The 22,916-nt window shown below is 29.5% G+C and carries 20 protein-coding genes; 14 read left to right on the top strand and 6 right to left on the bottom strand.

Annotation, left to right across the window (positions count from 1 at the left end; all coding sequences use genetic code 11):
* The 3 genes from WBG30_RS05085 to groL form a co-directional block, all read left to right on the top strand.
* A partial coding sequence (locus tag WBG30_RS05085; protein WP_424503560.1) for an LPP20 family lipoprotein occupies positions 1-648 on the top strand: 648 nt, incomplete at its 5' end.
* The gene (locus WBG30_RS05080; RefSeq protein WP_424503559.1) at positions 645-1,652 is read left to right on the top strand and encodes an LPP20 family lipoprotein; all 1,008 of its coding nucleotides are present in this window, start codon (positions 645-647) and stop codon (positions 1,650-1,652) included. The genes WBG30_RS05085 and WBG30_RS05080, both read left to right, overlap by 4 nt.
* A 128-nt stretch (positions 1,653-1,780) precedes the next feature.
* A complete protein-coding gene (gene groL / locus WBG30_RS05075; protein WP_424503558.1) occupies positions 1,781-3,385 on the top strand; it encodes a chaperonin GroEL in 1,605 nt (534 codons plus the stop codon).
* A gap of 8 nt (positions 3,386-3,393) precedes the next feature.
* Here the strand turns inward: groL and WBG30_RS05070 are convergent, their stop codons facing one another.
* The 5 genes from WBG30_RS05070 to WBG30_RS05050 form a co-directional block, all read right to left on the bottom strand.
* Positions 3,394-3,945, bottom strand: coding sequence for a chromate transporter (locus WBG30_RS05070; protein WP_424503557.1), 552 nt, complete (start codon positions 3,943-3,945; stop codon positions 3,394-3,396).
* The gene (locus WBG30_RS05065) at positions 3,946-4,503 is read right to left on the bottom strand and encodes a chromate transporter (protein WP_424503556.1); all 558 of its coding nucleotides are present in this window, start codon (positions 4,501-4,503) and stop codon (positions 3,946-3,948) included. It abuts the gene before it with no gap.
* A gap of 12 nt (positions 4,504-4,515) precedes the next feature.
* Positions 4,516-5,103 (bottom strand): outer membrane beta-barrel protein, encoded by a 588-nt coding sequence (locus WBG30_RS05060; protein ID WP_424503555.1) that lies wholly within the window; start codon positions 5,101-5,103, stop codon positions 4,516-4,518.
* A gap of 9 nt (positions 5,104-5,112) precedes the next feature.
* The gene (locus WBG30_RS05055) at positions 5,113-5,886 is read right to left on the bottom strand and encodes an SDR family NAD(P)-dependent oxidoreductase (protein WP_424503554.1); all 774 of its coding nucleotides are present in this window, start codon (positions 5,884-5,886) and stop codon (positions 5,113-5,115) included.
* A 108-nt stretch (positions 5,887-5,994) separates the two neighbouring features.
* On the bottom strand, positions 5,995-7,635 hold the full coding sequence (locus WBG30_RS05050) for an EAL domain-containing protein (RefSeq protein WP_424503553.1): 1,641 nt from the start codon (positions 7,633-7,635) through the stop codon (positions 5,995-5,997).
* A 231-nt stretch (positions 7,636-7,866) separates the two neighbouring features.
* Between WBG30_RS05050 and WBG30_RS05045 the strand changes: the two genes are divergently transcribed.
* The 4 genes from WBG30_RS05045 (at position 7,867) to WBG30_RS05030 (ending at position 13,308) form a co-directional block, all read left to right on the top strand.
* Positions 7,867-10,272, top strand: coding sequence for a UvrD-helicase domain-containing protein (locus WBG30_RS05045; RefSeq protein ID WP_424503552.1), 2,406 nt, complete (start codon positions 7,867-7,869; stop codon positions 10,270-10,272).
* A gap of 106 nt (positions 10,273-10,378) precedes the next feature.
* Positions 10,379-10,921 carry a hypothetical protein gene (locus tag WBG30_RS05040; protein WP_424503551.1) on the top strand — a complete coding sequence of 181 codons (543 nt, stop codon included), beginning with the start codon at positions 10,379-10,381 and terminating at the stop codon, positions 10,919-10,921.
* Positions 10,922-10,991: 70 nt separating this feature from the next.
* Positions 10,992-12,155 carry an iron-containing alcohol dehydrogenase gene (locus tag WBG30_RS05035; RefSeq protein WP_424503550.1) on the top strand — a complete coding sequence of 388 codons (1,164 nt, stop codon included), beginning with the start codon at positions 10,992-10,994 and terminating at the stop codon, positions 12,153-12,155.
* A gap of 115 nt (positions 12,156-12,270) precedes the next feature.
* Positions 12,271-13,308, top strand: a complete 1,038-nt coding sequence (locus WBG30_RS05030; RefSeq protein WP_424503549.1) for an OmpA family protein — start codon at positions 12,271-12,273, stop codon at positions 13,306-13,308.
* Between the two features lie 246 nt (positions 13,309-13,554).
* On the opposite strand, the gene WBG30_RS05025 is transcribed toward WBG30_RS05030, so the two are convergent.
* Entirely contained in the window at positions 13,555-15,501 is a 1,947-nt protein-coding gene (locus tag WBG30_RS05025; RefSeq protein ID WP_424503548.1) for a M3 family metallopeptidase, read from the bottom strand.
* Positions 15,502-15,688: 187 nt separating this feature from the next.
* Here WBG30_RS05025 and WBG30_RS05020 point away from each other — a divergent pair, with 187 nt between their 5' ends.
* The 7 genes from WBG30_RS05020 to WBG30_RS04990 all read left to right on the top strand — a co-directional run.
* A complete protein-coding gene (locus WBG30_RS05020) occupies positions 15,689-16,402 on the top strand; it encodes a PASTA domain-containing protein (protein ID WP_424503547.1) in 714 nt (237 codons plus the stop codon).
* 17 nt (positions 16,403-16,419) lie between these two features.
* The gene (rsgA, locus tag WBG30_RS05015) at positions 16,420-17,280 is read left to right on the top strand and encodes a ribosome small subunit-dependent GTPase A (protein ID WP_424503562.1); all 861 of its coding nucleotides are present in this window, start codon (positions 16,420-16,422) and stop codon (positions 17,278-17,280) included.
* A 57-nt stretch (positions 17,281-17,337) separates the two neighbouring features.
* A complete protein-coding gene (gene rpe, locus WBG30_RS05010; RefSeq protein ID WP_424503546.1) occupies positions 17,338-17,973 on the top strand; it encodes a ribulose-phosphate 3-epimerase in 636 nt (211 codons plus the stop codon).
* 9 nt (positions 17,974-17,982) lie between these two features.
* Positions 17,983-18,651 carry a MarR family winged helix-turn-helix transcriptional regulator gene (locus WBG30_RS05005; protein WP_424503545.1) on the top strand — a complete coding sequence of 223 codons (669 nt, stop codon included), beginning with the start codon at positions 17,983-17,985 and terminating at the stop codon, positions 18,649-18,651.
* A 178-nt stretch (positions 18,652-18,829) separates the two neighbouring features.
* Positions 18,830-20,440 (top strand): Rqc2 family fibronectin-binding protein, encoded by a 1,611-nt coding sequence (locus WBG30_RS05000; RefSeq protein WP_424503544.1) that lies wholly within the window; start codon positions 18,830-18,832, stop codon positions 20,438-20,440.
* Between the two features lie 145 nt (positions 20,441-20,585).
* Positions 20,586-21,542 (top strand): hypothetical protein, encoded by a 957-nt coding sequence (locus WBG30_RS04995; RefSeq protein WP_424503543.1) that lies wholly within the window; start codon positions 20,586-20,588, stop codon positions 21,540-21,542.
* Between the two features lie 445 nt (positions 21,543-21,987).
* The coding region (locus tag WBG30_RS04990; protein WP_424503561.1) for an MFS transporter at positions 21,988-22,916 on the top strand (929 nt) is incomplete at its 3' end.

Raw genomic sequence — 22,916 nt, 5'->3', positions numbered from 1 at the left:
ATTTTAACTGCCACAGCCTTTGGTGGTTGTACTGCCAAGGAAACAAAACCCGAGTTAGGAACCAATGTAAACTATGAAAAAATGAAAGAATATCCTAAATGGGTAATTCAACCTAGTTATGATAAAGGAATTGCTGGAATAGGATCAGCTAAGATGACAGATCTAGGATTTGATTTTGCAAGGAAGGAAGCCATGGCCAGTGCAAGACTTGATTTAGGAGGACAAATTAAAACTAAAGTTGATGGATTATTTAAAGCTTATACTAGTAAAATAGGGGTAGGAGAATCTACTAGTGTAGATGCTCTTTCAGAAAATATAACAAAAGAATTGGTCAGTGTAGATCTGAAGGGAGCGTCTCTAAAAGAAACTTGGATATCTCCTCAAGATGAATTATTTGTTTTGATGACTGTAGATAATGAAAGATTGATTGAATCTACAACAAAAGCTATAAATAACCCAAATAATTATACAGATGAAAATTTAAAATTAAAAATAAAAGCAGAATCTTCACAGGCTGAATTAGAAAAGGAACTAAATACTTATTTTGGAGACTCTAACAACGAAATTGATCCTGTTAAAGAAATGAAAGAAGTTAAAGATGAAACTCAGGATGAAACTATAGAAACAAATTCGGAGGATAAACTATGAAAAAAATAATGATATTATTTTTAGGTGTTCTTATGACCATCTCAAGTTTTTCAAAAACTTTAGAAGGAGTAGGAAGAGGAAATAGCGAAGTCAATGCAAAAAAAGAAGCTATGGCAGATCTATCAAATCAAATACAGGTAACTATAAAAAGTGATTTTACCAGTAACAAAAGCCTAACTAACGGACAGTCAAATAGAGAGGTTTCGTCTGGGATATCTACTATTTCAGAAACTAATCTTTTAGGTGTAGACTTCAAAGTTAAGAAAAAATGGTTTAGATCAAAATATACTGCCACTGCTACTTTAGACGAAGCAAAGATGGTTTTGTATGAAAAAAAAGCCAATCAACTTAGAGGTTTGATTAATAATAATTATATGCAATTTTCTCAGACAGAAGATTTAAATCTTAAAAAGAACTATTTAACTAGTGCTCTAAAAAGCTATGATGAGTTTGAATCATATAGAAATGTAGCTATTATACTGGGTAGTGCTAAAATTTATAATTTACCATATACAAAGACTCAGATAAGAAATGATCTTGAATCAATAGAAAAACAAATTAATAGTAACAGTTTATATAATGGAGTAAATATTCTGTACGTTAAGAGTAGTGGTAAATTTGATAAAGATTCTAAAGAGTATTTTGATAATTATTTTTACTCTATGTTAGCATCTATCTCTCGCGAAAATGATGATAAGGTAGCAGTTACGAGTAATAATGATTCTTCAGTAAATACTTTGGTTAAAGTGGTGTTAAACAGTAATCATACATCGATTACCCCAGCAGTTTATTACAATAAAAAAATGATTACCCCAGAATCTTTTATAACAACGTTAAATATTACAGTAGGATTATACAATAAGAAAAAAGTAGAAAATTTACTTACTATTAGTGCTAGTGGAGAGGGAATCGATGAAAACTCAAAGGAAATTGCCTATGAAAAAGCAGTGAAAAATGGATTTGAGCAAATGAAAGAAAAATTAAAAAAATCGTTAATAAAGTAATCTTTAAAAATAAAAAATGAGTGATTTTCCACTCATTTTTTATTTTTAAAGATTTTAGTGTAAGAAAATGATGTTACTCAAAATAAATAAGATTAAATTCTATAAAGAGAGAAAAAGTAGGAGGAGAAATGGCAAAAATATTTAAATTTAATGAAGAGGCACGGGAGAAATTGAAAATAGGTGTAGACACCTTAGCAAATACAATAAAAGTTACTCTAGGACCCAAGGGAAGAAATGTAGTTTTAGGAAAGCAATATGGACCTCCACTTATAACAAATGATGGGGTATCCATTGCAAAAGAGATTGAATTAGAAGATATATTTGAAAATATGGGAGCAGAATTAATAAAAGAAGTAGCTATAAAAGCCAATGATGTGGCAGGTGACGGAACTACTACAGCTACAGTACTCGCTCAAGCAATTGTAGAAGAAGGTTTAAAAGTTGTTTCTCAAGGTGCAAATCCTGTTTTTATAAAAAAAGGGATAGAGCTTGCAACAATTAAGGTGATGGAACTCCTAAAAGAGAGAAGCAAAACCATTGAAAACAAAGAGGAAATCATCCAAGTCGCAACTATATCGGCGGGAGATGAAGTTATAGGGAAATTAATAGCTGATGCCATAGAAAAAGTAAGTGAAACAGGTGTGATTACTGTAGAAGAGGCTAGCTCAATAGAAACTACCTTAGATGTAGTAGAAGGTATGCAATTCGATAAGGGATATCTCTCTCCATATATGGCAACTGATACAGAAAAGATGATAGCGGTTATAGAAAATCCATATATATTAATAACAGATAAAAAGATAAAAAATATGCAAGATATCCTGCCTATTTTAGAAGAATGTATAAAAGGTGGGAAACCTTTACTGATAATTGCTGAAGAGATTGAAGGAGAAATTCTAAATACCCTTGTATTGAATAAATTAAGGGGAACCCTAAGTGTTATAGCAGTAAAACCTCCTGCCTTTGGAGATAGACGTAAAGCTATTTTAGAAGATATAGCAATTCTTACTGGAGGAACTTTGATATCTAATGAAAAAGGTATGAATATATCTGATACTATAAGTTTACATCTAGGAAGTGCAACTAAGGTAAAGATAACTCAAGATAGTACTGTTATTGTAGGAGGACTAGGAAATGAGGGACTAGTTCAATCAAGATTAAAGCAATTAAAAACTCAAATAAGTGAGTCTACTTCTGAATATGATACGGAAAAACTACAGGAGCGTCTGGCAAAGCTATCTGGTGGAGTAGGAGTTATTCGTGTAGGAGCAACTACTGAAACAGAATTAAAAGAGAAAAAACTAAGGATTGAAGATGCACTAAATGCTACAAAAGCAGCGATTTCAGAGGGAATAGTCCCTGGAGGAGGATGTGTATTAGTGGATATCTCTAAACAATTAAAAATCTTAGATTTAGGAGATTCAAAGGAGATAAAACAAGGAGTAGGTATAATTGTTAGATCTCTTTTGGCACCTCTAAAACAAATAGCTGAAAATGCTGGATTTAATGGAGGAGATATAGTCCAAAAAGTCATGGATTTAGATTCTGAAATTGGATTTGATGCACTTAGTTGTGAGTATGTTCATATGGTTGAAAGAGGGATAATTGATCCTACCATGGTAACTAGATCGGCTATACAAAGTGCAGCTTCTATAGCAGCTCTTATACTTACCACTGAAGTGCTGGTAGGAGAGGTAATAAAGGAGGAGGCTCCTATAATGCCTATGATGTAGGAGTTTTGCTACATTATGTATAATCCGATATATCCTAAAACTCCTGAAGAGATAATGAGAATAACTGGATTAATTTTTTTCTTATAAGCTATTCCAAACATAAGAAGAGAAATAGCAATTGTCTTTATTTCTATCTTATTTTCGATTAACCAAGTAGCACGCGCAATCATGTATCCAGCATATAAAATTAAGGCTGTGGTTAAAGACTTTAAAACAAAAAAAATAGCTCTCTTATAGATATTTTCCTCTAATTGCTGTAAGACTTTAGCTAAAATAAGGATAACTATGATAGATGGCAGTGCAAGAGCAGTTGTTGCAACAACTGCTCCTGGGATGCCAGCTACTTTATTTCCTACAAATGTCGCGGTATTCATAGCTATAGCACCAGGAGTCATTTGAGAGATAGACAATACATTAAGAAATTCATCATATCCCATAAATCCATTTTTTTCTAATTCATTTTGTAAAAGAGGGATAGAAGCCAATCCTCCTCCAAAGTTAAATAATCCTATCTTAAAATACATGGTAAATAGTTTTAGGAGAGTCATAAAATAAGTCATTTATTTTACCTCCAAGATAGATTTCACTCTATTTGGAAACAAAAAAGTAGCTGTAGCTCCAAGCAATGCCCCAAAAATAATAAGCGAAATAGGGCTGATATTAAATATCAATAATAAAATAAATGCAATTATAAAGATAATATAACTTATCTTAGATATAAAACTTTTTTTGCATATTTTTAAAGTTGAACTTGCGATAAGACCTATGATACAAGCTCTAATTCCTAAAAAAATGCTATTAATCACTGGATTATCAAAGGAATTTCCTAGAAAATTATAGATTAATGTAATAATTATAAGGGATGGAAATATAATTCCAAGGGAGGCTACGAACCCACCTAATTTTCCAGCTTTTTTATTTCCTATAAATGTAGAGGCATTTATAGCTATGGTTCCGGGAGTCATCTGAGAGATTACAAACATCTCCATAAGTTCGTCCTCTGTGATCCATCCTCTTTTTTCCACCAATTCTTTTTCTATGAGGGGTAACATTGCGTATCCTCCTCCAAAGGTAAATGAACCTATCTTAAAAAAAGAAATAAATAATTTTATCAACATATTAAGACTCCTTTAAAAATCAAATCTATATCCTAATCCCAATGTAACTCTGCTATGATCTATATTTTTTTTTATATTATTATCTGTTTTAGCTGTATTAATCTGGTAAGAAAGTTCTATTATAAATTGCTCTATCTCAAATCCCCCACCTATAGCTCCATAAAATCCAACTGGATTTACTTTTTCATCTATACCTCTTAGCCCACTTTCGGTTTGGTTAAAAGAAAATCCGATATTTGTTTTTAAAAATGGTTGAATGGTCCCATCAGTATTAAATTGATATTTTATTGCACCATATACTGGTACTGATGTATATAATTCACTAGAATTTCTATCTAAATTTTTAGTTGCACCATGTTTTTGATAACCGATACCTAACCCCATATATGTATTAGGATATGTCTCTTTTAATCCTTCAAAAATAAATTCATAACCAATTTTTGACTCTTTTCCAAAAAGCTCAGTTCCATTTCTTTCTACACTGTTATATGTCCCATTGAAATTGCTACCTATCCTACTCTCTATGATATTTCTACCCGCACCATAGGCTGTATTAGCAGTAAGTATAACCAATAAAGTTAATAATTTTATCTTTTTCATCTTGCCCTCCTACTTTTTTTGTTGTATTTTTTTTACTAAGTTTAAATTTATCTTTCTAGGAATAAATTTTGTAAAAGCTATCATGAATTTATTTAAATTCCCATGAATGAGGATATCTTTTTTAGTATTTATATTTTTATAAAGGTACTTTGCGACATCTTCAGGATCGGCTATATGAAAATTTTTAAAGTGGACTTTTTCTATCTTATCCATTTTTTCAAAGGAAGTCTTTGTAGGACCTGGACATAGAGTAACTATCTTTATATTACTATCTCTTAGTTCTTCTGCTATACCTTCAGAAAAATTTAATAGATATGATTTTGTCCCGTAGTAAACACTCATAAGTGGTCCACTCTGAAAACTGGCTGTAGAGGCTATATTAAATATTTTTCCACTTTTAGTTTTTATCATATCCTGTAAAAATAATTTTGTAAGGATGGTAGGAGTAATTATATTTAAGTTTATTAGATCCATATCAGCTTGTGTATTTTTTTCTAAAAAATTACCGTGATATCCTATACCTGCATTATTTATAAGAATATCTACTTTTAACATTCTTTCTTTTATTATTTTATATAAGTTTGTAGCTCCTACTTCCCCTGATATATCCAAAGGTATTATTTTTACATCTATCTTGTATAGTAGATCTAATTTTTCTTTTAGGAGGGCCAATGTTTTTTTATTTCTAGCCACTAAGATCAGATTATGATTGTTTTTAGCAAAGATAAGGGCTAAATTCAATCCGATTCCTGAGCTAGCTCCTGTTATAAGTGTATATTTCAAAGTTCCTCCCATGTTTAAAAAGTATAAATTGTTAATGAAATCTAAATCAGTCTCTTTATTATATCATAAAAAAGAGACTGATTTATATATAATCAGCCTCTTAACTTTTTATTCATTTAGATGTTTTACCCGATTATTATGTTTGATACAAAATTCCTTGAATTTTTTCGATTCTAAAGGTTTTGTAAAGAAATATCCTTGGGCAGAATCACAGTTTAACTCTTTTAAAAGGTTCAAAGTATCTAGATCTTCAACACCTTCGGCTATAATTTTTAATCCTAGAGATTTTCCTAAATCAATAGAAGATTTAACTATATTGTAATCTCTTTGATCGGTTGTCATATTTTTTATAAACATTTTATCTATTTTTAGTTTATCGAATGGAAGGTTTCTTAGATAAGATATTGAAGAAAAACTAGTGCCAAAATCATCTAGGGCAAAGTTGATGCCATATTTTTTTAAACATTTCATAATTGAGTTTATCTCTTTAAAATCCTCAATTAAATTTCTCTCTAAAATTTCAAACTCTAAATTTTTTAAACTTCTATTGTAATTTTGTATAGTGTTGATAACTGATTTATTTTTAAGACATGTTATAGGTGTGTTTAAAGCTAATTTTATATGGAATCCGTTACTTTCCCATTCTTCTTGAGTTTCAAGGGAAGTTTGGATCAACCAATTTGTAAAAGTATTTATTAAATTAGTCTTTTCCATATATGGCATAAATAAATCTGGAGAAATAACTCCTTTCGTAGGATGGATCCATCTTATCAAGACTTCAGCGTTGCTTATTAAACCAGTTTTAACCGCTACCTTAGGGTGAAAATAAAGATAGAATTGATTATTTTCAATTGCAGTAGGTAATTCGTTTAAAATAGAAAGTTTTTTGTTGTGAAGATTATTGATATTATCGTTAAAATAATAATATGAAAATAGATTTTTCCTTGAATAAGCTCTTGCAATCTCTGCATTTTGTAATAAGCTTTTATGTGTATCTACAAATTTTGCAACTCCGATACTTAGTTCAGGATATATCAAGATATTACCTATGAAGATATGTTGTTCTATGATCTTCACTTTTTTTTCAAAAGAATAGGGGTTGTAATTATCCATTAATAACCCAAAAGAATTATCTCTAAAATGAAAAACTTTAATCTTATCTTGGGATACCTTTTTAAAGTTAAGAGATAAAATTTTTATAAAATCTTCTAAGATAAAGTTCCCATATTCATTGAGAATTTGATTGAAGTTTTCAATTTCAAAAACAGCTAAATATTTACCATGGAGATATTCTTTAGGGGTGAAAAAAGTATCAAAGCATTTTCTATTGGATATGGTTGTAATTCGATTACAAAATGTTAATTTTTCAACTTCTTTTAAAGTTTTTAAGATTGTATCGATAATAAATCCATTTACAGTACCTACGATAACAAAAAATAAAAGTCTATATACCCAATTTTCAGTAGACTGCATCTCCATAGTTGCAACTGATAAAGGAATAAAACTAGTAAGATAACCAGCGAGACACCCAAAAAAGAGTCCTCCTAAATATCCAAAGCTAGATACTGCAAATACCAGAGGAATATACATAAGGTTGGTATAAACATATTGAGTTCCACCAGCAAAATAAATTATTGCTAAGGCCATAAAAATTAATAGAAGGATAAGTGAAATTGAATATAAAATATTTATTTTTTTAGGATGATACCATTTTTTTATAAGTTTAATGAAAAATTTCTCGTTTTGCAAAGTAAAAACCACCTTTGGAAAGTTATATAAATATTATATCTTAATAATTGTTGGATTAAAAATTAAATTTTAATAAATAGTCTTATATTTATTATTTTCTTATCATTTTGATTAAGAATTCAGATAATAAATAAATAATAATTACGAATAGTAAACTATTATTGTATAATAGGAATATAATTAGTACTCTAGCTCAGATATACAATAATAAGAAGGTGATTTAAGTTGCTTATGAATAAAGAACAAGAAAAAATAGCATATACAAAACCGAATGGGCATATGCTTATAAAGGGAATAGCAGGAAGCGGTAAAACCACAGTGGGAATATGCAGAATATCATATTTACTAAATAACTATTGTCATGATAAAGATGACAATATTTTATTTATTACATTTAATAAAACTTTGGTTAACTATGTGTCTTATTTTTATAATAAGGTTGATAATATAACTCAATATAATATGCATTCATTGTTTGGATTTCCAAAAGATAGAGTAAAGATAACAACCGTTGATAGTTTGATGTACGGATATTTTTTGGAATATCAAAAAAAATCTAAAACAGATTTAAAACTTAACCCAACTAACCATAAGAAACACGGTATTTTAAATGAGCTGATAGAAAAATTAAAAGGAAAATATAGTGAAGTCTCTATATTTGAAGATGTGAATACGGCTTTTTTATTGGAAGAAATAAATTGGATCAAAGCCTGCAACTATATAGATGAAGCGGAATATCAGGAAGCTAGTAGGATAGGAAGTCTAAAATTAGGAGTTACTACTCAGAAATTACCTAAAAATTCAATAGTGCGAAAGGCAATATTTGAATTGATGGAACTCTATACAGAGAACCTTTTAAAAGAAAATATCATAGATTATAATGATATGAGGCTGATTGCTTTAGGGGAATTAGGAAATAAAATCAAGAAAAAATATACTCATATCTTGATAGATGAATGTCAAGATCTATCCAAAGTACAATTAGAATTTATAAGAGGATTATACGCTAATAAAAGTCACTCTAGTTTTACATTTTTATTTGATAGTGCCCAAAGTATATATTCTCATTCATGGTTGGGTATGGGAGGAGAGAGAACATTTGCTAGTATAGGTTTTAATATGATAGGGAAGAGCAAAACTCTCAGTAAAAATTTTAGAACTACAACACAAATATCTAAAGCTGCCTATAGCCTCCTAAATAAAAATGAAGTTATTACAGGAAACTCAGACTATGTAAAACCATACCTTATTGATAGATACGGAAACTATCCAATATTTAAGGAGTTTTTATCTGAAAGAGAGCAAGCTACCTATGTAAAAAAACTATTAGACGGTCGACTTTCAAAGACTCTTAAAAGTGATATTGCTATAATTGGAAGAACTAAAAATCAGTTATTAAATTTTAAACTTCTCATGGAAAAATTGGGAGTTCAGACAACATTTATAGATCGTGGGAATGATGATTTTGATTCTAATGAGATAAAATTATTCACCATGCATTCTATAAAGGGAATTGAAACTAAAATAATAATTATGATCTCTTTAAATGAAAAAATATTGCCATTTCATTCATCTAATATAGAGGAATTGAAAGAATATGAAGAGATACAAGAGAGAAAACTCATGTATGTAGGGATGACTAGAGCTATTGAGGAGTTATATTTATTGTCATCTGGAACTCCCAGTAAATTTATAGGAGATATAGGGTATAAATTTTTACAGATAGATACAGATAAAAAAATGAGGATATTTTATAATATCCCTGTAGATGATTACTATTTTAAAGACCAGTTAATCGATCATCACTCTAACGAGGAAAAGGTGAGGCAGTGGTTAATTAAAGAACTTATATCTACTTATGAATACAGATTAGAACTTATAGATATTGAGTATTCGTTAACTTTTGGATCTAAAAAATACTTTGTAGATATAGTTATTTATAACAAGAAAAAACCATATATATTTATAGAAACAAAATCAAAGGAAGTGGAATTATTAGATGGATTTGAGCAGTTGAAAAGTTATATGATTATGGAAAAATCTGTGGAATATGGGATACTAACCAATGGTCGGGACATAAAAATATATAATTCTGAATTCTATGAGGTATCTGAAATACCTGAATTCACGTTAGATATGGTAGAAGAAGTTGTAGGAGAAGAATTTATATATTCAAATTTAAAAAAAAATAGTGAGATACCGTATCTAGTAATAGATGAAGATACTATTATTGCAGAGGATAAAGATGGGGATGTAACGTACAATAAAAGGGATCTAATATCGCTGCCTAAGTTTAAATGGGTAAATATGTATACAGACTATGAAGGTCAAAAAGAAAAAATATTATTACCTAAAGAGTGGGTTAGTGAGAACTATAGTTATATAATAGAAAATTGCAGTGATAGTATGGTTCCGTTGATATGTGATGGTGATTTAGTAGTAGTAGAGAAAAGAAGTCCTAAAACTAATGATATAATAGCAGTAATAATGGAAGAAAAATCAGTATTAAAAAGATACATGAAGATAGGAACCTCTATATTATTATCTAGCGAAAATGAGGATTATGAACCAATATATTTTAACGAGCAAGATATAAATGATTACTTTGTAGGAGTAGCTGTAGGAGTTATTAAATAACTTAAAAAAATAGAACGTGGATACTAATGTATACATGGATAAGAAACGGAAAATATAAAATTTTGAATTTGTATAATTTGTGACAAAAATAGAGGAGTGATTAAGAGTGGTGAATTTTGAAAAAATAGATGAAATGATAAGCGTAATAGCAAGTGGAGAGCTACCAAAATCTCAAAGTTTTAACGAGTTTGCTGTTAACTTTTATTTGGAGACAAAGATAGTACCTCTTTCAAAGTATCTTAAGATGGAAGGTAAAACCAATAAGATGCCTAAAATCATGAATACAAAAAAAAGTGGAGAACTACTTTTTCATACTCAAAAAAATGAAGAAATACTAAAATTTTTGAAAAAAAGAGGATATCAAAAGATTCCTGAATTAAATTTTACATGTGTTATGCTTCTACGGAAAGTTGATAGTATGTCAAATTGGAAAAAATTATTATCTTACTTTGAAGGGAAAGGGACTATCGAGGAAATCAATAATTCTACTAGAATACAGTTATTACCAGATGAAGAAAAGAAGATAGAGGAGTTTATAAAAATTAATTTAGGAGTTTCAGAAACAGAATTAAATTGGTTAAAAGATAAATTTAAAATGATATACGAAAATAAAGAAATTTTGAGATCTCTAAAAAAAATAGCAAGATAGTTTTGTGCTTATAAAAAAGTTTTTAATAAAAAACGAATAAAAATGTTATTCATAAATGAAGGAGGAAAAAATGTTAAATTTTAATTTTCAGAATACAACAGAGATAGTTTTCGGTATGGGTGTAGAGGAAGAAGTGGGAAAAAAAGTATCTAAATATGGGAAAAAATTATTACTTCATTATGGTGGGACTAGTCTAAAAAAATTCGGTCTATATGATAAAATAGTAAAAAACTTAACAGATGAGGGAATAGAAATATTCGAATTAGGAGGAGTATTACCAAATCCTAGATTATCTTTAGTGAGAGAGGGAATAAAAATTTGTAAGGACAATAATATAGACTTTATCCTAGCTGTAGGAGGAGGAAGCGCCATCGATTCAGCTAAAGCTATTGGAGTTGGAGTGAAATATGATGGTGATGTATGGGATTTTTTTGAAAAAAGAGAAACAGTATCTGATACACTTCCATTAGGAGTAGTTTTGACCATTCCAGCAGCAGGAAGTGAAACAAGCAAAAGTTGTGTCCTTACAAATGAAGATGGTTGGTATAAAAAATCATTTAGTGACAGTATAATAAGACCTAAATTTACAATTATGAATCCTGAAGTTACTTATACTTTGCCTGCAAAACAAACTGCAGCTGGTGCAGTAGATATGATGTCGCATGTTTTGGAGAGATATTTTACCAATGAAAAACATGTGGAATTAACAGATAGATTATCAGAAGGAGTTTTAAAGACAATTATTTCAAACACTCCTAAAGTTTTGGATTTTCCAGAAAATTATAATGCCCGAGCTGAGATCATGATATCTTCAACAATAGCTCATAATGGTCTTCTTGATATAGGAAGAGAATCTGACTGGGCCTCACATAAGATAGAACATGAGATTAGTGCTCTCTATGATATTGCACATGGAGCAGGGTTAGCTATTATACTTCCAGCATGGATGAAGTATGTGTATAGAACTAATATAGACAGGTTTGTACAATTTGCTAACCGTGTTTGGAATATAGATGTGAATTTTGATGATCCAGAGGCTGTAGTTTTAGAAGGGATTAAAAGAACAGAAGAATTCTTTACATCTATTGATATGCCTACAAGATTATCTCAGGCAGATATAGATGGGGATAAATTTGAAGAGATGGCAAGTAGAGCTACACAAAATGGAACACTTGGAAACTTTGTTAAATTAACAAAGGAAGATATAATAAATATATATAAATTAGCAGAGTAAATTTTTTGATTTTCTTCAACTGTTATTAATATCGAAAATAATTTTCATAGATATTGCATTTTTATATTAACTTTGTTAAAATTAACTAATAAATTTAGAAAGATGGAGGAAGAATATGAAAAAACTATCAATTATACTTGCGGCTATAGCAATTAGTGGTGTGACTTATGGAGCTCAGCTAGAACTTAAAGGCGGCTTTGAACCTTGGAGAGAAGGGAATAATTCATACTCAAATTTTGATAACGGAGGTAGTTTAGGAGCGGAGCTTTTATTCAATGCTGAAGATAGACCTTTTGACTATGGTTTTGGTATGGAGTGGAAATCTAAATTCTCTGGTGGGGATGGAGATAACGTATTAGCAGATACAAAAGCAAATACGTTCCCTATATATTTAACTGGTAAATATGGAATTGGCAACGACTTATTCTACTTAGTTAGTAGAGCTGGATGGTCAATGTATGATAATTCTCATGCTAAAGATGGATTCTATGGTGCTGCTGGTATAGGAAAAGAATTTGGGAATTTCACTTTAGAAGCTCTCTATGAAACTATGGATCTAAGTGGTTCTTCTAAGATGTATTCAGGTGATAGAGCTAACTTAGCTTCAATCAAATTTGGTTATAGATTTGGAGAAAATAGAAGAGATGTAATCTCAAGAGAAAAAGAAATGGCTGCAAAAGCTGAATATGAAAAACAACAAGCAGAAATGAAAAAATTAGAAGAGGAAAACAAATTAGCTCAAGAGAGCAAAATAGAAGAGCAAAATAGAATGGCCGTAGAAAATGAAGCTAGAGAAATGATGCTTAAAAAATATAACTCTTTAATCGTTGTGGAAAAATACGAAATTAATGAATTAGATTCTGAGGGTAATAACGAATTACTTTTTAATGACATGGATAGTGATTTAGCTAAAGAATCAGGAATACTTACAGTAAGTAGTTATACTGATAACAGTGGATCTGAAAAATACAATAAAGTTCTTTCTCAAAAAAGAGCTGACAAAGTAGCAGACAAAATCAAGTCAAACCTTACTAATGAAAATATAGAAGTTATTTCAGAAGGATTAGGAGAAACTAATTTCTTAAACGCTAATGAGACTCCTAAAGAAAGAAAAGCTAATAGAAGAACAGAGATCAATTTTATAGCAAAATAAAATACGTTTTATAATCTCTCCCTTGATTACCAATTGATACTCTTGTATCAAAGTAACTAAGGGAGAGATTTTTTAAGGAAAGAACTCCTAAATTTTAGTTAAATATAATTAAAGAAAATATGTTTGGACATGAAGAAAGGCTTTTAGAATAAATTTTCTAAAAGCCTAACTAATTTAATGACTAATATATGTAGAAAATGAAAAAATTATTAGATCATTTTATTGGAAATATTTAGTTATCTAAATTTAAACTAGTATTCCTGTGAGTTTTAAAAGTGCCTTAGGATCTGGTTGTCTCCCATGAATGTTTACAAAACTTTCTTTCATGTTTACCGATCCACCAAGAGATAGAAGGTTATCAAAGAAATTATTTGCTAATTCTACATTGATGACACCACCTTTGGTCATCTCAGTATAACTGTCGGCAGAGAGGACTTCAGCCCATTTATATGAGTAATAACCTGCTCCATATTCACCTGCGAATATATGGCTAAATGAGCATTGGAATTTATTATATGATGGTGTTTTTATTACTGAAACCATGTTTCTTACTTCATCTAATTTTTTTTGAACTTGTTCTTTAGAATATGCATTATCATAGATCATTAGATCAAATAATCCAAGCTCGACTTGTCTATTGTTTATATATCCTTGACCATAATTTAAAGAGTCTAACATTTTTTCAATTAATTTATCAGAAATAACTTCTCCAGTTTCATAGTGAATTCCAAATGTTTTAATGATCTCTTTGTTGTTAGCAAACTCTTCTAACCATTGAGATGGATATTCTACGACATCCCATTCAGTTCCATTAAATCCAGAAGCTGAGATATCTTCTGTTTTAGAAGTGATAAGATGAAGAGCGTGTCCCATTTCATGGAATAAAGTTACTACATCTGAATGATCTAATAGTGATGGAACTCCATCTTTACTAGGAGGAAAATTACAAACAATAATTCCTGTTGCAGGAACTCTAACACCATTTTTTGAGTAACTTGTAACCCAGTTGTTAGCCCATGCTCCATCTCTTTTACTTTTATTAGTTTCTAAGTCCATGATTAGATTTCCTAAAAGGATTCCATTTCTTTCTAATTCAAATACTGTAACTTTGTCGTTCCATAAATTCATACCATCTATTTGTTTAGCTTTTAGATTAAATATGTTATCTAAAAATTGGAACATTCCGGCAACAACTTTATTTTTTTCGAAATATGGTTTAACTTCACTGGGGTCAAAGTTATACTTAGTTTCTTTTAATTTTCTGGAGAGGTATGAATAATCGTATATTTCAATCGTTTCATAACCTAATTTTTCCTTTGCAAATACTTTTAATTCTTCAATCTCTTCAGTAGCCTTTGGGAGTGCTTCTTTACCTAATTCTGTTAAAAAATCTATAACTTCTGATGCGTTAGTAGCTGTTTTTGAAGCAATAGATAGTTCTCTATAATTTTCATAACCTAAAATTTTAGCCTTTTGATCACTCAAAGTCAAGATTTTCTCAATAAGTTCCTCATTTTGAGGTGCCTTTGTAGAAAAAGCTTTATATAGTTTTTCTCTTAATGTTCTATCATTACAATATTTTAAAAATGTTGTAAGTGACGGTCCGTGAAGGGTGAATTTCCATTTTCCATCTTTTGTTTCAGCAGATTTTTTATCCAATTCAGAAAATTCAGAAAGAACCTTTTCATCCTCTATAATTAATTCGTATTCATTTGTCGCGTCAGTTACATTTTGGCTAAAATCATTTCCTAATTTAGATAATTCTAAATTAATAGACTTGATTTTTTCTTTACTTTCTTTATCGAGACCTATACCACTTGATTTAAATGATAATATTTGTTTTTCAAGTATTCTTCTTCTTACATCAGTTAGGTCTTCAGTTTCATAGATTTTTATGATAGACTTGGCAACTTCTTCATTTTGAGTTAATTTAGAAGTGAATTCATTCATAATTGGGATATATTCCTCGTATGTTTTTTTCCCGAGGTCTGTAATGCTTGTAGAGATTTCGACTTGTAGAGGGAATGAAATTTTTTCAACATCTCCTAAAAGATGTTCTATCACATCAAAAAAATTATCGTATGTTTTATCTTTTATCTGTAATAACTCCTCAATAGTGATCTCAATTTGTTTTATTTTCCCATTGAGTTCATCTATAAAATTTTCATCCAATTTTTGGTAATTTAATTGCATAATCGTCCTCCTAATTTTGTAATATCTAAACAAATTATACCTTACTTATTTTATATATGTAAAATTTTTTATTTTTATTTTGAAATTTTTCTAAAATTCTATCCTGTAGTTACAGTAACATTGATATTTAACTATATCTATGTTACTATTTAGGGAGAAATTTAATGTAATATTAAGGAGTTATAGAATGAATAAAAAAATAATTATTACAATAAGTAGTTTAGCGATTATAGTTGGGATTTATCTTTCGGTAAGTGTAGGATTAAAGTTTTTTTTCCACGACTATTTATATGAGACACCAAATTTAAAAGGCCTGACGATTAAGGAAGCCGAAGCATTGGTAGAATCAGAATTTAAATTAGTTAATATGGGAGAGCATTATTCAGAGGTAAAAAAAGGTGAAATTTACTCTCAGTTACCGATATCTCCTAAGCATATAAAAAAAGGAAGACCTATAAAAATTTGGATAAGTAAGGGAATGGACACAGTTATTCTACCTGATTTGAAAGGAAAGAATGTGCAGGATGCTAGAGCAATCCTAAGTGATTTAGGTATTAAAGTAGATAGAATTTCCCATACTATGGAAGGATATATGAATAATAAAGTGATAGGGACTGACCCTTCAGAGGGAAGCTCGATTTCTCGTGGAAGTTCCGTATCTATGTTAATCAATGTGAGTAAAATAAAAAATATCAGAATGCCAGATATCCTAGGATTTTCTTTGAGTGAAGGGGAAAAAATCCTTAGAGAAGAACAGTTGGTTATAGGAGATGTAAAAAAAGTTAATAGAACTGATTTTCCAGAAGATACTATAATTGATATTAGTTATCCTGCTGGAAAAGATGTTTTAGCAGGTTCGGTTATAAATATTACAGTTACATCTCAAAGTGAGGAGGAATAAATATCAAAGGTAGAGTTATTACGAAAATAAAGGGATTTTATTATGTTCAAGTAGAAGAAAAAACTCATGAATGTAGATTAAGAGGAATATTAAAGAAAAGCAATAGAAAAGACAATTGTGTTACAGGGGATTTAGTAGAATTTGGTGAAGATGGATTTATTACAAAGGTATATCCTAGACAAAATATCATTCACAGACCTCTAGTTTCAAATATAGATTATTTAGTTATTCAATTTTCAGCACTAGACCCAAAATTTGATATAGGAAGATTTAATATATTGTTATTAAATGCTTTTTATTATAATATCAAGCCAGTAGCTGTTATCAATAAAATTGAATTATTAGATGATGAAGGACTAAAAGAATTAAAAAGAGAATTGGAGTTTTTAAAAGGATTAGATATAGAAGTATTTTATATTTCTACTTATGAAAATATAGGAATAGAAGGTGTAAAAGGCTATATAAAAGATAAAATAACTGCATTTGGAGGGCCGTCTGGAGCAGGGAAGTCATCTCTACTTAATCTTCTTCAAGAAGAAAGAATCCTAGAAATAGGAGAGACAAGTAAGAAAAATTCAAGAGGGAAACATACTACTAAAGGGACAACACTGTTACCATTAAAAGATGGTGGATGGGTAATCGATACACCTGGATTCTCATCTATAGAGCTACCACCAGTAAAAACAGTTGATGAATTAGCCGGTTTATTTAAAGAGTTTAATGAGTATAGAACCTGTAAATATAGTAACTGTATCCACATAAATGAACCTGAATGCGGAATAAAGAACGAACTTAATCATGGAATTAGTCAGAGTAGATATGACTTTTACTTGTGGTGCTATAAATTTTATAGTGAAGAAAGATGGAATAAATATTAGTGAAGTATGATATAATTATTTTATAATCAAATTAAATTTAAGGAGTGAACCATAAAAATGAATACAATTAAAATTGCACCTTCAATCTTGTCAGCTGATTTTAGTAAATTAGGGGATGAGATAATAGAGATAACAAAAGCTGGAGCGGATATGATTCATATTGATGTTATGGATGGTAACTTTGTTCCAAATATCTCATTTGGAGTTCCAATTATAAAATCTATTAGAAATAAAACAAATTTAATTTTTGATGTACATTTAATGATCGATGCACCTGAAAGATATATTGAAGATTTTGCTAATGCAGGAGCAGATATGATAGTGGTTCATGCTGAATCGACAGTTCATCTTCATAGAGTTATTCAACAAATAAAAAATCACGGTATAAAAGCCGGAGTTTCATTAAATCCAGCTACACCTATAGAAAATTTAAATTATATAATAGGTGAATTGGATATGGTATTACTTATGTCTGTTAATCCTGGTTTTGGGGGACAAAAGTTTATACCGTCTACCATAGAAAAGATAAAGGACGTAAGGAAATTATCTTCTACAGTAGATATTCAAATAGATGGTGGTATTACAGACACTACAATTAAACCTTGTATAGAAGCAGGGGCAAATATATTTGTAGCCGGATCTTTCGTATTTGGTGGAGATTACAAGGTACAAATAGAAAAATTAAAGGGTTAAGGAGGGCATATGTCTTTAGAAAGAGTTAATACAGTAATAGAAGATTTTACAAAACTTTTTTATGAAGCGGAATCGCTAGCACTAAAACAAGGGATTAAATGTTTGACTACCACAGAGCTTCACGTAATAGAAGCTATCGGAAATCATTCATTGTCTATGAACAATTTATCAGATAAATTAGGTATTACTATGGGGACTGCTACAGTTGCCATAAATAAATTATCTAACAAGGGATTTATTACTAGAAAAAGATCGGATAATGACAGAAGAAAAGTTTTTGTTTCTCTATCTAAAAAAGGTGAAGATGCACTAGCTTATCATAATAACTTTCATAAAATGATAATTTCAAGTATTACAAAGAATATAGAAACAGAAAATTTAGAAATATTTACTACAGTATTTACTAAGATATTAGAAAACCTTAAAAATCAGGTAGAATTTTTTAAACCAGATGTGATTACTAATTTCTTAGAGGGAGATGTTGTAAGTGTTTTAGATGTAAAAGGAACACCTGTAATCAAAAATTTCTTTGCTGGAATGGGTATAAAATTATATACTGAATTGAGAATAGTTTCTAATACACACAGAGTAATTGCTATAAAAACTAATGATGATGAAGTGATAGAGATAAATACTATCGATGCTAAAAATTTAGTAGTAGTAAAAAAAGATGTATAAGAAAATAATAGTAGGGGGGAGGGATAACCTTCCTCCTATTTTTGATAGAATAAAAATTTAGATGCAGACTTATAAAAATTTTAAAAAGAGAATTTTTTATGGCTTAAAGAAAACTAAAATCATGTTTTGTCGTTATTTAAAGGTCAGATCTCAGTCAGCGTAAAAAGGAGTATAAATTATGTTATATATAGATGGGATATCCCTAGGAAAATTAAAAAATGAGTTAGATGAAACACTAAAAAATAGAAAGGTAACTAAAATATTTCAATATTCACCACTGAGCTTATCCATATTTTTAGGAAAATTAAACTTATATGTATCGGCTACTCCTAATCTACCAATATGCTATATAGCTACAAAAAAAGAAGTCGCTCCTGATAAACCTATGAGTTTTTCATTATCTCTTAGAAAATATGTGGTAGGTGCAATTTTAACAGGGGTAGAGCAGTATAAAAATGATAGAATATTGCTTCTTTCATTCGAAAAGATAAATGAATTAGGAGTAAAACAAAAAGTTAAAGTGATAGTTGAAATCATGGGTAAACACAGTAATATTATCTTGGTAGATGATAACTATATGATCTTAGATCTATTGAAAAAGTTTTCTATAGAAGAGAATAAATTGAGACTTCTCATGGGAGGAGCTAAATATAAATTTCCTATAGTTACTGAAAAAACATCTCCTGCTGAAATATCCAAGGAGGAGTTTGATAACTATCTATCTGAGAATACACTGATACAAAATATAGATGGAATGGGTAAACTTACAGCCAAATATATGACTGATTATAATAAATTTCATGAGATTATAAATGAAGCGGCATCTCCTACTCTCTATAAAGAGAATGGAATTATCAAATATGGAACGATACTTAGTCTTCCTTTAGATGGGTATGAAGAAGTTAAATTTGAGTCGATCAATGGGATGATAGATACTTATATATTAGAGACATTAAATTCTGAACAATTTAATAACCAAAAAAGAACTCTAGCAAAAGTAGTGGAAAAAGAAATAAAAAGAAATAAAAAAACTATGAAAAATGTAAATAAGGATAGAGAAAAATATTCTACCTATGAAAAATATAAAAAAATAGGAGATATCTTAGCGGCTAATCTATACTCATTGAAAGGATACGAAAAAAGTGTTATTCTCTATGATTTTTATGAAAATTGTAATATAGAGATAGCTTTAAACCCTCAAAGAACTTCAAGTGAAAATTTGGATAATTACTATAACTTATACAATAAACATAAGAGGGGATATCAGCATAGCGGTGAAAGATTAGAAATTATCAAATCTGAAATTGTATATCTAGAATCCATTTTATCTTTTATAAATCATGCTTGTGATAAGAAAACTTTGGAAGGTATTGAGGAAGAACTAGTAGCTAATAAGTATCTTAAGAAAATAATAAAAACAAAGAAGAAGAAAAAAGTGGCGAAGATCATGCCTCCTACAACTGAGATAGATGGACTCGCAGTATATTATGGAAGAAATAATATAGAAAATGAGTATGTTACATTTAAAATAGGAGATAGACACGATCTATGGTTCCATGCCAAAGATGTATCTGGAAGTCATCTGATAGTCAAGACAAACGGGGAAGATATATCTGATGAGACACTCTATAAAGTAGGAGAGTTGGCTAGTCAACATTCTAAAGTGGGACAAGGCGAGACTATTCGAATAGACTATTGTTTAAAGAAATATGTAAAAAAAATAAAAGGAGCAAAACCGGGATTGGTAATCTATTCTAATGAAAAATCGGTATTTGTGAAGAAGGGGTAAGAACTCACCCCTCTATGTCCCCTCTCGATCCATGAGTATTTAGAATTTGCTTAATTTAAGCAAATCTAAAATGTGGTAAATAGAGGGGAAAGCGATTATATGGGAGGAAATCTAGACTATTAAAGATTAAAAGGAAGTGATCACATTGGTAAGAAAGATAAAATTCAAAAAGAAATTAAATTATGATAATATTGATCCAGGAATTATTCCAGTTGAAGAGTATGATTTATTAGAGAAAAACATAGTGGATATGATGACTTATAATACTTTTCTTAATAATGGAATGGTCAGATTAAAAGAAATTATTGATGAAAAAACTATGTTAGAAGTTCCAATATTTAAAACGATAAATGATTATTTAGAAATTTTAAAAAAGGAAGGGGAAATAAAGTTAACTAAAATAGGAAATTTACCTCCCAAATATGTAAAAGAAATTTACCATAATAATGAAATAAAAGAGGGATTAATAGAGGATGGTCTTTCTACTTTACGAAATGAATTGGATAGCGATGGTGTAGTAGTAGCAAGGGTTGTAGCAGAAATATGTAAATTTACAAAGATAAGAAAAAATAAATTATCATTGACAATGAATGGAAAAAAAATTATGGGAGATAGAAAAGCTTTTTTTAGAGAGGTTGTAATAGCTTTTACTAATAAATATAATTGGGGTTATCTGGATGGATATGATGAACCATTGAGATTAGGAGAGATTGTTTCATATACATATTACCTAATTAATAAATATGGGAATACTTTGAGAGACACAACATTTTATTCTGAAAAAATAATACTTGCATTTCCCATGGTTTTATTACCTTTAAAAACTGAAAAAAATTATATTCAAACAAGAGAAGATCAATTTAATAATATTTATAGGCTTAGAACCTTTAAAAGATATATGGAATTTTTAGGAATAGTAAAATTTGACTCTGAAAGATTTGATGGAAAAATTATGAAAAAACAGCTTTTTGATAAAATAATTGACTTAACTCCTATTAATAGAATTAAAGAATTAAATTTTAAAGAGAGAAAAAAGGATGGGATAGAAGATTTGATTTCACATCTTAATCCAAATCAATTATCAAAATTTAATAGGGATTAATAAAAAAATGAACTCCCTCCTCATTCCCCTCCTAAGCTCTCCTAAAAGTTTCCCCTTGTAATGACATAGGTGGTTTGCTTAAAACTTAAACCAAAGCATCATTTATCCCTTGGTAATACTAGGATTGAGAGGTAGGGAATAGCTTAGACCACTCACTGGACTAAAAGACCAATGGTTGGACTAAAGGTCCTCTCAGTGGTCTTATTTCACCTCTTTTTTTGACCATTTTTATTGGACATAAATAATTAAAATATGGTATTATTACAATGCAAATAATTATGTGAAAAATACTATGGAGGCATGCAAATGAGAGCTTAGATTTAATCTGTTCTAGATATAATAGACTAAAAGATCTTATATATTAAGATAATTTTTTTAGTGCAATTTTAGGAGGGGTTAAATTGAATAAGAGTAAAAGAAACATCTATTTGATGTACTTGATTATATTTTTTCAAGGTTTGTATTTTATGGTCCAATTGCTACACTTTACAGACAGGCAAATGGACTTTCAATGAGCGATATTTTTATTATCGAATCATTTTTTGGACTGTGTATTATTATTTTTGAAGTTCCGTGGGGCTGGATAGCAGATAAAGTAGGGTATAAATGGATTTTTGTAATATCCAATGCTCTCCTTTTTATTTCAAAAATTATTTTTTATGAGGCAGATTCTTTTAATTTGTTTTTATTAGAGAGAGTTCTACTTGCATTGGCATTATCTGGGATATCAGGTTGTGATATTGCTATATTACATAATTCTACAGATAAAAGTGAGTCTGAGAAAGTATTTGGACGTTATTCTGCGTTTTCAACATTTGGTTATATTATGGCTACTTTTATGTCTGGTTATTTTTTAAAAAAATCCATGGAAATGGCGGCTTTTGCGACTATTATTCCTTATGGAATTGCAGTTGTTCTAGCTTTTTTTATCATTGATGACAATTGCGTTATAGAAGAAAAAATAAAAATTAAGGATAGTCTTAAATTATTATTGAAAGATAAAAGGATGATTATTTTTCTTCTTTCAGTTACTTTTATTAGGGAGATCATTCAATCAGTCATGGTTTTTCTTAGTCAATTACAATACACAAAATCTAATATAGAGATTGTATATTTTGGAATAATTGCTGGTGGACTTCAAATTATGGGGTTGATTTCTGCAAAAGGTTATAAAATAAGTGAAAAAATTGGACATATAAAAAGTATACGTTTAATTTATATATCACTAAGTCTGACATGTATACTTCTAGCCTTAACCAGTAATCCAGTTTTTACTATATTTTTAATGGCAATTGTTAGTCTTTCTCGAGGTTTATTAGAACCAATGGTGATGACTATTCAAAATAATTCAATAAAAACTAATAATAGAGCTGT

This window comes from Psychrilyobacter sp., from assembly GCF_049671765.1.
Taxonomy (GTDB): Bacteria; Fusobacteriota; Fusobacteriia; order Fusobacteriales; family Fusobacteriaceae; genus Psychrilyobacter.
This window is presented reverse-complemented; position numbering and strand designations above follow the sequence as displayed.

Coding starts and splice junctions, on each gene's coding strand:
- WBG30_RS05080 (WP_424503559.1), top strand. CDS start 645: ATGAAAAAAATAATGATATTATTTTTAGGTGTTCTTATGACCATCTCA.
- groL (WP_424503558.1), top strand. CDS start 1,781: ATGGCAAAAATATTTAAATTTAATGAAGAGGCACGGGAGAAATTGAAA.
- WBG30_RS05070 (WP_424503557.1), bottom strand. CDS start 3,945: ATGACTTATTTTATGACTCTCCTAAAACTATTTACCATGTATTTTAAG.
- WBG30_RS05065 (WP_424503556.1), bottom strand. CDS start 4,503: ATGTTGATAAAATTATTTATTTCTTTTTTTAAGATAGGTTCATTTACC.
- WBG30_RS05060 (WP_424503555.1), bottom strand. CDS start 5,103: ATGAAAAAGATAAAATTATTAACTTTATTGGTTATACTTACTGCTAAT.
- WBG30_RS05045 (WP_424503552.1), top strand. CDS start 7,867: ATGAATAAAGAACAAGAAAAAATAGCATATACAAAACCGAATGGGCAT.
- WBG30_RS05035 (WP_424503550.1), top strand. CDS start 10,992: ATGTTAAATTTTAATTTTCAGAATACAACAGAGATAGTTTTCGGTATG.
- WBG30_RS05030 (WP_424503549.1), top strand. CDS start 12,271: ATGAAAAAACTATCAATTATACTTGCGGCTATAGCAATTAGTGGTGTG.
- WBG30_RS05025 (WP_424503548.1), bottom strand. CDS start 15,501: ATGCAATTAAATTACCAAAAATTGGATGAAAATTTTATAGATGAACTC.
- WBG30_RS05020 (WP_424503547.1), top strand. CDS start 15,689: ATGAATAAAAAAATAATTATTACAATAAGTAGTTTAGCGATTATAGTT.
- rpe (WP_424503546.1), top strand. CDS start 17,338: ATGAATACAATTAAAATTGCACCTTCAATCTTGTCAGCTGATTTTAGT.
- WBG30_RS05005 (WP_424503545.1), top strand. CDS start 17,983: ATGTCTTTAGAAAGAGTTAATACAGTAATAGAAGATTTTACAAAACTT.
- WBG30_RS05000 (WP_424503544.1), top strand. CDS start 18,830: ATGTTATATATAGATGGGATATCCCTAGGAAAATTAAAAAATGAGTTA.